The organism is Halorubrum cibi, from assembly GCF_900182635.1.
Classification (GTDB): domain Archaea; phylum Halobacteriota; class Halobacteria; order Halobacteriales; family Haloferacaceae; genus Halorubrum; species Halorubrum cibi.
This window is the reverse complement of sequence record NZ_FXTD01000019.1, coordinates 1-9,782: the sequence shown is the minus strand read 5'-3', so window position 1 is coordinate 9,782 and position 9,782 is coordinate 1. Positions and strand designations below refer to the sequence as shown.

The 9,782-nt window shown below is 55.1% G+C and carries 8 protein-coding genes and 1 pseudogene; 7 read left to right on the top strand and 2 right to left on the bottom strand.

Going from position 1 to position 9,782, the window contains the following annotated elements; translation table 11 throughout:
• Positions 1–362: pseudogene (locus FN829_RS16100) on the bottom strand (IS5/IS1182 family transposase); the annotation flags it as partial.
• Between the two features lie 428 nt (positions 363–790).
• On the opposite strand from FN829_RS16100, the gene FN829_RS16510 reads away from it, so the two are divergent.
• The 4 genes from FN829_RS16510 to FN829_RS15455 all read left to right on the top strand — a co-directional run bounded on the left by FN829_RS16510 (position 791) and on the right by FN829_RS15455 (position 4,850).
• Positions 791–1,765 (top strand): DUF7351 domain-containing protein, encoded by a 975-nt coding sequence (locus tag FN829_RS16510; RefSeq protein WP_449272323.1) that lies wholly within the window; start codon positions 791–793, stop codon positions 1,763–1,765.
• Between the two features lie 198 nt (positions 1,766–1,963).
• A complete protein-coding gene (locus tag FN829_RS15465; RefSeq protein WP_142987833.1) occupies positions 1,964–2,665 on the top strand; it encodes a class I SAM-dependent methyltransferase in 702 nt (233 codons plus the stop codon).
• A gap of 113 nt (positions 2,666–2,778) precedes the next feature.
• Positions 2,779–4,446, top strand: a complete 1,668-nt coding sequence (locus tag FN829_RS15460; protein ID WP_142987832.1) for a serine hydrolase domain-containing protein — start codon at positions 2,779–2,781, stop codon at positions 4,444–4,446.
• A complete protein-coding gene (locus FN829_RS15455) occupies positions 4,443–4,850 on the top strand; it encodes a hypothetical protein (protein ID WP_142987831.1) in 408 nt (135 codons plus the stop codon). Before FN829_RS15460 ends, FN829_RS15455 begins: the two co-directional genes overlap by 4 nt.
• 680 nt (positions 4,851–5,530) lie before the next feature.
• On the opposite strand, the gene FN829_RS15450 is transcribed toward FN829_RS15455, so the two are convergent.
• Positions 5,531–6,322 (bottom strand): alpha/beta fold hydrolase, encoded by a 792-nt coding sequence (locus FN829_RS15450; RefSeq protein ID WP_142987830.1) that lies wholly within the window; start codon positions 6,320–6,322, stop codon positions 5,531–5,533.
• Positions 6,323–6,490: 168 nt separating this feature from the next.
• On the opposite strand from FN829_RS15450, the gene FN829_RS15445 reads away from it, so the two are divergent.
• The 3 genes from FN829_RS15445 to FN829_RS15435 all read left to right on the top strand — a co-directional run bounded on the left by FN829_RS15445 (position 6,491) and on the right by FN829_RS15435 (position 9,650).
• Positions 6,491–7,177, top strand: a complete 687-nt coding sequence (locus tag FN829_RS15445) for a helix-turn-helix domain-containing protein (protein WP_142987829.1) — start codon at positions 6,491–6,493, stop codon at positions 7,175–7,177.
• Positions 7,178–7,268: 91 nt separating this feature from the next.
• Positions 7,269–8,075, top strand: coding sequence for an alpha/beta fold hydrolase (locus tag FN829_RS15440; protein WP_142987828.1), 807 nt, complete (start codon positions 7,269–7,271; stop codon positions 8,073–8,075).
• Positions 8,076–8,189: 114 nt separating this feature from the next.
• Positions 8,190–9,650 carry an amidohydrolase family protein gene (locus FN829_RS15435; RefSeq protein ID WP_142987835.1) on the top strand — a complete coding sequence of 487 codons (1,461 nt, stop codon included), beginning with the start codon at positions 8,190–8,192 and terminating at the stop codon, positions 9,648–9,650.
• The last annotated feature ends 132 nt before the right edge of the window (positions 9,651–9,782 follow it).

Below are 9,782 nucleotides of genomic sequence, written 5' to 3'. Positions count from 1 at the left end.
CGGCCAGTTTGCGTGTCGTGAGGCCAGTGTGCCGAGCAGTGAAGATCGAGGATGGCACACGAGTCTGTATCGACGAGCGCCGTCGTTTTGAGCGTCCGTATGTGGCGATCCGAGCGGTGTTGGTAGTGTCTCGATGCCGTTTCGCGGTCGAAGAATGTGGCATCGATAGCACCGTGCGAGCCCGGATCGCAGATGGTCGCGGACTCCCGAAGGAAGCCACGCCACACAGACATGGGCACCCTCTCAAACGACCGGTACAGCGTTGAGGGTGCGGGAAATGCCATCCGCGACAGCTGTAACAGACCACGAACCCGATCCATCTCACTCGCCCAATCAACGATCTCGCGGTACGTTGCATCCATGTGAACCCGTAAAAAGTGGAGCGTGACATGCTTCCAGCCGGGAAATCCGTGGCCAGTCGGATCACTCACCGCCGTTGGACTGGCGGCACAGCGCTTTTGAGCCGGCGACGCGGCTTGCTTAACGAAACGGAAAAGGAGTTTGGACACATTCGGCTCTTTCGCTTCGCTTCCACCTTCAGAGCGACGCTATCCCGCCGCCTTCTGCGGATTCAACAGAGCAGATCACTTCAATACGACATTCGCGCTGTGGATCTCGCACGACCATTAGGACAGCCACCTAAACTGGTAGAATCCTCGGCAAGCAATTCTCAGCCTTCAGTGATCAGCTGTTTCAGACGAGAACAATAGGGGTTCAACAGAGCTGATCGGATGATTCGGATAAAACCTTCAATATGTCTCCGGATTCCTGATATTCCAGTGATGAAGAAATGAATGGGGTTTCAATACCGCTGCCTAGTAAGGACCGAACACGAAGGATAATGACAGAGGATAATTCGGCGACCAATATCTTCCGACTTCTATCCGATGACACTCGACTTGATATCCTTCGCGCTGTTGCTACTGCCCAGCATGAACTGGGAGATGTTGGATCCGGAGTTGCTGAACTTTCGTTTTCTGAGATTTATGAGTATGTAGAGGTTGAAAACACATCGAAGTTGTCGTACCATTTAGGGGAGCTTGCCGGGACGTACCTGCGAAAAACCGACCAAGGGTACTCGCTTACGCACGCTGGTGAACGCATCGTCCGATTCATCTTATCGGGAAATTATGAGCAGCCGGATTCATTCGGTCCGAAACCAGTCGATGGAATATGCGTCTTCTGTGGGAAAGAGGCACTTGAAGCATCTCTCTCCCATCAGTTTTTCCGTATCGATTGTTCGGTGTGTGAACAATCAGTTACAGGACAGCCGATAACACCTGCTCAGGTCAAGACTCACGACGAGGATGCGCTGATCCAAAGCATCAAGCGACGAAGTGCGGAGGTTACCAAGCAAATTCGAAGTGGACTATGTCCGGAATGTGGAGCTCAGCTCTCAACGAGAATAATCGAAGTAGCAAAGACTCCACTACCCGACGCTGACTCATTCCTAGTGACGAGTACTTGCGAAGAGTGCCTACGGAGGTACAACAATCCGTTAACCTACAGTGCCGTCTATCACCCCGCATCGATAGCGTTTCACTGGGATCGTGGTGTCGATGTGACTTCACGAGGCATCTGGGAGTTCAACGAGTATCTCTACGACAGTCGCTGGACATCCGAACAAATCGCGTCTGATCCTGACGAATACGAGGTTGTATTACGCCATGAGAGCGATGCGATTAGCCTGGTTCTTGATTCGACTGCGACAGTGAGACGAACCGAGCGCGTGCGACGCAAAAAGAGCGATTTTCAGCGTTCCTAACAGAATCCTTACGGGATCGGGATTGAGTGGATGGCGATTCTAATACGGTAATCAACCGATTATCGGTGTCAGAGGGTGAAAAATTCGATTTCTGCTTAATTCTGATTTTGAATCAGATCCGACATAATATCATTAATCCGATAAGTATATCGGTGCTGTCGATCCGACTCGTAATCGAGATCAACGGAGGTATCCAGCATGCAATCAAGAAATCCTTACAACTCGACGAACCAGCAAAATAAAGCTCAGGGCAAGAACGCGGATCGTGATCAGCTGGTAGAAAGGCAATCAAAATCGGCCGAAGAGATCGCCAACGCGTATTCCAGCGTAGCAGACAAACTCGCACGGTGGCAGTGGGTCGATCGGTTCTTCGCTGGGTCCTATCGTCGTCGCCAGTTCGACAACGCAGACGGCCGGGTCCTCGATGTCGCATGTGGCACTGGAAGGAACTTCCGCTACCTCTCGTCATCGAGCGAGGTCGTTGGCATCGACATTAGCGAGAAGATGCTTTCACATGCCCGAAACGAACTCAACAGCCTCGATCTGGATGGGACCGTCTACCAGATGAACGCTCACGAATTGGAGTTCCAAGATGATAGCTTCGATACCGTGATTTCGTCGTTTTCGACGTGTACGTTCCCCGATCCAATTGCCGCATTACACGAGATGAAGCGAGTCTGTGCTCCCAGTGGCGAAATCCTGCTGCTCGAACATCGACGTAGCGATACGGCACCTATTGCTTGGCTCCAAGACTGGCGCGCCGAGTCGCAATATGAAAAGAACGGCTGTCGACTGAACCACGAGCCGCTGAAGACCGTCGAACAGGCCGGCTTACCGCTCGAAAACGTCTCAACGGAATTCTTCGGTCTCGTCACCGCTATCGAGGCCACTCCGAGGTGATCACTCGATGCCGTTGTCACGTGAATTCGATGACGAACTCACAACCCTGGTGTCCAGTAACGTAACCCCCCTACTCACGGCCATTCCAGCTATTGAGACCACAAAATCCCTTCATGATAGACGATAGAACGACGCGTCGATCGGTTCTGACCGCTCTCGGTGGTCTCGGACTCAGTAGCACTGGAACCATGGTCAGTCGTACAAGCGCCGCGACAGACTCCAGAGACAACGGCCCACAGCGAGGTGACCCCTTTGTACATCCGGACGAGCTGGAAGCGTTCGTCGACGAGACGTTGGCCAAACGGATCGGGACGACAACCCCCGGAGCAACTGTCGCCATCGTCAGCGGTGACACATCCGTCCTTACCAAAGGATACGGCGTTGCTGATGTCGATTCCGGTGAGCCAGTTCGAGCCGATGAGACAGTGTTCCGAGTCGGGTCGGTCGGAAAACTCGTGACGTACACTGCCGTCATACAGGGAGTCGAACGGGGTGTGCTTGATCTCGACGCTGACGTGAACACATATCTCGACGACTCCGAAGTCACGGTTCCAGACACGTACGAAGATCCTGTGACACTCCGACATCTCGGTACACACACCGCAGGATTCGAGTCTACTCTCGATCCCGGCATCGTCTCCGAGCCGACTGCGCTTGACTCGTTGGAGACGATCCTCATTGATCGACAACCCTCGCGAATTCGTCCACCAGGTGAACTCGTTGGATACTCCAACTACGGCGCGGCCCTCGCGGGCCACGTTGTTGCTGGATCTCACAACACCACGTTTGAGGAATACCTCCAGTCGGAGATATTCGACCCGCTTAGTATGTCCTACAGCACGTTCGCCCAGCCGATTCCCGACAACCAGCCCGGCTATCTTGCCGCACCGCACGTCCGTAGAGATGGGTCGTTCACAGTGGCCGACGACGTGTACATCAATATGCGTCCTGCGGGTTCGTTGAGTGCGACAGCAACGGATATGGTGGCGTTCATGAAGGCACACCTTTGCGACGGTGCGGTCGGGGACAGGCGAATTCTCGACAGGAAGACTACTGAAATGATGCACAGTCGCCACCACGTGCGTCACCAAGCAGTCACCAATTGGCGGTACGGTTTCCACGAGTACGGAAATCCGGACGCCAATCTCATCGCTCACTCAGGTGCGACAGTTAACTTCACGAGTTACCTGCTGCTCGCTCCCGATCAGAATGTCGGGATATTCGTCGCTTTCAACAGCAATCCGAGTGAACGTCCGAAAGCTATCGTCGATGAAATTGTTGCTGAATTCGGTCTCCAGAAAGCACCGACGACGCCGACGCCGACTTCGAGACCGGGCAGTCAGAAGCGCGCCGAAACTGTTGCTGGTGAGTACAGCCTCACGTATCTCCCGCAGAGTGGGCCACTTCAGGTCGTCGATCTACTCGAACACCTGACTGTTGAGCCCGCAGCAAACAGCCACCTGCAGACAACGACTCTCGAAGGTGACGCTCGACAGTGGGTCGAGACGGAACCGTACGTGTACGAGGAAGTTGGCGGTCACGATGTCCTTGCCTTCGAGGTCACAGATGGCGAGGTGGACGTACTGAACATGAGCAGCGAACCTACTGGTGTCTACCAGCCCGTACCGTTTCACGAACGCCAACTCGTCACCGGTGGTGTTCTCGGTACAGCACTGTCGGGGTTCGGTCTCTCACTCGTCGGATGGGGCGGACACAACGCTTGGCAGCAGTTGAAGCAGTACCGGACCGACAACGAATCCGGTGTGGAGGACTCTGGATGACGGACCAACAAGTCTCTCAACAACGAACCGAACAGCAGCACGAGTACAACAACCGAAACGGATTCAAGCACCGTGTGAGACGCCGATTGACCAGCCCATCGTGGCTCTCGCGTGCCGCAGGTGTCGGCCTGAGTAGCGTCTCGATTGGATTCGTCATACTCTTCATGTTCGTCTTGGAGACCGGCGGCGACCTCACGCTCTTCACACGACCGCTGCCAATACAAGTCGCACTCACGCTCCCGTATCTCATCGGTATCCTGACGTTGGGGACGACTGTCGGCACATTGATGGCGTGGCGGTACCGCTTCTGGTCGGTTACTACACGCATCCACCAGACGGTACTAGCACTATTGGGGCTCGTGTTCAGCTGGCAACTCTCAACACTGGGATTGCTACCACTGTGAGTACTAACTGAGCGTGTCAAAGATGTGCGGGCCGAGTATTTTTGATTGGCATATAGAGAATCGAAATGTTAGCTGAGTCGAACCAACGCAACACACCGTATCCAGTTCGAGCCTCTCGGATTCGAGACCTCGATACTCGCGGTGTACGTTCCTACACCAAGGGGTACTTGCTCGTTGATAGAATTGACCACCTCTTCGAACGTCCAAGAATGTGTTTCCCCGGCAGCAATCACAAGACGGCCGTTTCCAGAGCTGCGTTTCTCTACAGGCATCCAGCCTGACGGCTCTTGTTGCATTACCGTCCACTGGAACGGATTGAATTCGAGGTCCGATGAAGAGTTGTTATACAGCGTCAGTGTCGGCGTCTCGGATCGCGTCGTCGGGTCCGTGAGGAGGTAGATATCGGCCGAATCCGTATCTACGGTGTGGGAACACACGACTGGCTCTTCACTAGAGCCGTGTGGTGGACAGTCGTATTCGGACAGCGTCATGGTCCCGCCTTCTGGTGGAGCGGTGTCATTCGGTTGCGTATCAGAAGTGCTACAGCCGCTGAGGCCTGCGACGGCTGTAGAGATGGCGACGAGTAGATCCCGGCGTTTCATAGGTCGGATTATTTCTGTGTTGGTGAAAAACTCGGTAAAGCTAAGAGGCCGATTTGAGCATTGTCGAGCCCTTATAGGCTAGTTGCGAAGGAATGTATCGACTTCCGTTGCGATGCGTTCCGGTGCTTCACCTGGACCGCTGTGGCTAACACCATCGAATTCGACGAGACGGCTGTGCGGAAGCGCCTTATGAACCCCGCAAGCGCTCTCGCGTAGGAAGTCCGGTCCGTTCGTGCCCGTCATCACAAGCACGGGTGCCTTCACATCGAGACCAGCAGGGAGCTGGTACTGTTCGACAGCACGATTCATCCGGACGACTTCTTCGGCGAGTTCGATACAATCCGGCCAGACCGGCCACTCAGCCAACCACGTATCGAGGTTGTCGATTCCGTCGGGGTGGAGGACCTGCTCGATGTAACGTTTCACGGCCTCCTGGCGTTCACCTTCATCGATGAGTGTAGCCATCCGGTCAGCGAGATCAGCCTCTTTTCGGTAGCCATCAGGAAGGACCGCTGGTTCGTACGCGAGGACCGCTTCAACCGCAACATTCGTCGCAGCTTCGACTGCCGTCAGTGCGCCGTAAGAGTGGCCGAATAGAATCGGATCGCCGTCGACGGTATCGGCGAGTGTCTGGACGTACCGCACCTCACGGTCCAGTACTTCGTCCGCGCTGATCTCTGCTGGATCCGCAAGACACGTGCCGAATCCCGGTCGTTGCGGGATCACAATCCCGTACTCTTCGAAGTACGGTCGGACTGGATGCCAGTATTCCCGGGGAGCCATCCCACCGTGGAGAAGGATCAGTGGCTGACCATCGCCATGTCGTTCGTACAGTACTTCAGTACCATCAGCGGACTGGGTCGTCACCATACAACGCTGTGTTCGAAGACGACGCGGCTAAGCCGTTCTCTCAGCCATTGGGCTATTTATAAGCGGAGGCGAATAGACAAGTCAGCAAGGAGTGGCACAGAACCGACCATATTCCACTCGGAATCGAGTCTTCAACACCCCCATTAAGAATGGCATCGACTATCGCGTATGAGGCTTGTCGCTGAATTCGAGATCTACTGCGACGCGCTTCCGCTCGTTGAGGTAGCAGCGAATGTACCCGAGGCGACGCTGATCCTCGAACTACAATTTAATCATGGGGAACGACCCCTGTTTCTAGTCACCGTAACAGACGGTTCTGACCATGCGGTTACAAACGCGCTTTCCGACGCCTATGATGTCGGTGAATGGACGCTTGTCGGAGAGGCCGGTGACACCCGTCGCTACCAAGTAATGCCAGCACTCAGCTTCGAGGAACAACTCGGTGATCATATAAACGACCTCGCGGGCCTTGAGGCGCTCGCTACGGCGGATGCAATCATCGAGCGGATCGAGGTATTACCGGATGGATGGCGACAGACCGGGTGGTTTGCTAACCGAGAAGCGTTCAACGATTTCTCGACGTTCTGGCAACAGAACGCCGATTTCAGATTGTATCGTCTCACTCGTAATCGGGAGTCTAAACCGCCTGGTGATGGGCTAACCAATCATCAGCAGGAGGCGCTTCGGACGGCGTACGAAATGGGTCATTTCGACATCCCGCGGCGGGCATCACTGGAAGACGTCGCTACGGAATTAGATATCTCTGCGTCATCGCTCTCTGAGCGGTTGCGTCGCGCGGAGACGCAACTCATCGAGGAGACAGTGGCGACAACGTGGCCGCCCCTCCCCGATTGAATCACTACGCACCGGAACAGGTCCACACTTAAATGGCCGAATGATTGAGAGAGAGAGATTCCCCAGTCCCACCCGAACGAAGAAACGCACAATGCAGACGGTCACGTCAGCCGATGGCACCAGTATAGCGTTCGAACGACATGGAGAAGGACCGCCCCTAATCCTTCTTCATGGTGGATCCGCCCCTCAGTATTGGAAGCCGGTGATTCCTCGATTCGCCGACGACTACACCGTCATCATTCCCCATCGACGCGGTGTTGGGGAAAGCGGCGACTCCGAGGAGTACAGCATCGACCGAGGAGTCGAGGATATCTGTGCGATCATCGATGCGGTAGACGGAACCCCGGTTCTGTTCGGGCATTCATTCGGCGGTCTGTTGGCGATTGAAACCGCCCGTACCGCATCAGTCGAAAAACTCATCGCGTATGAACCGGCTGTCCTCGTCGGTGAGTACAGACAACAGGCCGACCTCGCGTCACAGATGCAGGCGCGAATCGACAACGGAGATCGCCGACAGGCAATGAAGTTCTACATCCGTGAGGTCATGCACGGTGGTGAGATCGACGATCTCGACGGCTGGCTCGAAGACTGGCCACCGTGGCCTGACATCGTCGCGCTGACTGAAAACATCGCGCGGATCAACCGCGCCATCGAACAGTACCGCCTCCCGGACTCGATAGACATCGACGTGCCAACGCTCTTGTTGACCGGAACCGAAGGGCCACCTCACCTTCGAGACGGCATTCGGGCGGTCGACGAAGCCCTCCCAGACAGCACGTTCGTCGAGTTCGATGGCGTCGGTCACGGCGGACCGACAGAGGCACCAGATCGCGTCACATCCGAGGTTCGCGGGTTCATCGAACGAGGAAAGGCATTCGCTTCCACGGGTAGCGACTAAACTCGTCTCGAAAAGCCCACACGCCTCCCGGACTCCGCCGGTCGGTCAATCACACCATTAGAATAGACCCACCATATTTCACCAGTCAGTCACAGCGTTCCAGATATGTCTAGTATCGAACCAGATATTCTGATCCGCGACGCAATAGTGTTGACCGTCAACGAGAGAAATCAGCTCTATCAGAGTGGAACGGTCGTCATCAATGATGGAATGATCCAAGAGGTGCGATCATCCGAACAAGAGGACGGCGATAAAACCGCCAAGACAGTCATCGACGGAAGCGACCGACTCGTCATGCCAGGGCTGGTCAACGCCCACGCCCACCTCGAACTGACAGCGCTCACCGGTGCGTTCAGCGATATGGATCTCAGCGAGATGTTCGCCGAGATGACTGCCCTCTGTGAACAGCTCGGTCGTGGCCAATATGAATATCTCGTCGAGGCAGGCTGCGACCTCGCCGCGCTGAATTTCATCCGGAGCGGCATCACAACGACCAACTCGATGGACGCGCTCCCGAGTCGCGGGGCCGAAGCCTTCGGTGAGGCCGGGTTGAGAGGCTTTTTCGGCCCGTGGATCAGTGATCTGTTCTGGGATATCCCCGAAGACGAACAGTTTGAACGTGCTCGTTCATTTATCGAGGAGTATCACGGAAGTTACGACGGACGAGTTCAGGCGACGGTATGTCCCCACGATGACTGGTCATGCTCTCGTGAGATCTGGAAGCGGACAGCCGACCTCGCCGAAGAATATCCTGATTTACCGATCCACACGCACCTCCTTGAGCTGGACGCAAGCAACACGATGGCCCGAGCGAACGATGCTGAGGACTCACTCGGCCTGTTAGAGGAGGTCGGACTACTGAATGATCGGCTCGTGGCGGCACACTTTCGCGTTGCTAGCGAAGATGATATCGAACGAATGGTGGCAAACGACGCGTCCGTCGCCCACTGTCCATCGATCTTCTCCTACTGGGAGCCGGATGGAGAGGCCGAATGGACACCAGTTCCGTCGCTACGAGAGGCAGGTACAACGGTCGGACTCGGCCTTGACGACCACTACTGGCACGACTCTAGCGACCTGCTAGGCGAGGCCAGACAGGCACGATTGGCGGCTAACCTCTCATTCGGAACGAATCAGTTCCACTCGATGGATCTGGTTCGAATGCTCACCATCGAAGGTGCGAGGGCGCTTGGCGTTGGAGACGAACTCGGCAGTATCGAACCCGGCAAGCGTGCGGATCTCATTGTTCTGGACTTATCAGATCCCAAATTCGTACCAAAGACGAACATTCCCGCATTAGTAGTGAACACCGCGACAGCCGGGGACGTTGAGTCAACGATCGTCGATGGGGAGCTACTAATGTACGACAACGAAATCCAAACAGTGGATACCGAAAGGATCTGTGAACGCGTAGAAACGGCTGTCAAACGATTCGGTAACGAACTCGACTGGGAGATGGGGATCGGTGGTAGTGATCCACCAACCCATCTTCGTACTGTTCGTGATCTCCCGAAACGCGGACCGGCACATCTCGTAGCCCGTCTCGGTCTACAACATGTCAAAGACTGGTTGTGAATTCAGTCTTCAGTAGCAGTACCATTCTTTTTTAGAGTGCTCTGTTGAAGAGCGATCTTATCAGCGGATATCACCGGTTTAGAAGGGTGAAGCCGAGGAAATCGAACCTGCCATGGAAATCGATATCCTCGA

What these genes read in the sequence shown, in the direction of transcription:
- FN829_RS16510 (WP_449272323.1), top strand. Translation starts at nt 791, where the DNA reads ATGAATGGGGTTTCAATACCGCTGCCTAGTAAGGACCGAACACGAAGG.
- FN829_RS15465 (WP_142987833.1), top strand. Translation starts at nt 1,964, where the DNA reads ATGCAATCAAGAAATCCTTACAACTCGACGAACCAGCAAAATAAAGCT.
- FN829_RS15460 (WP_142987832.1), top strand. Translation starts at nt 2,779, where the DNA reads ATGATAGACGATAGAACGACGCGTCGATCGGTTCTGACCGCTCTCGGT.
- FN829_RS15455 (WP_142987831.1), top strand. Translation starts at nt 4,443, where the DNA reads ATGACGGACCAACAAGTCTCTCAACAACGAACCGAACAGCAGCACGAG.
- FN829_RS15450 (WP_142987830.1), bottom strand. Translation starts at nt 6,322, where the DNA reads ATGGTGACGACCCAGTCCGCTGATGGTACTGAAGTACTGTACGAACGA.
- FN829_RS15445 (WP_142987829.1), top strand. Translation starts at nt 6,491, where the DNA reads ATGAGGCTTGTCGCTGAATTCGAGATCTACTGCGACGCGCTTCCGCTC.
- FN829_RS15440 (WP_142987828.1), top strand. Translation starts at nt 7,269, where the DNA reads ATGCAGACGGTCACGTCAGCCGATGGCACCAGTATAGCGTTCGAACGA.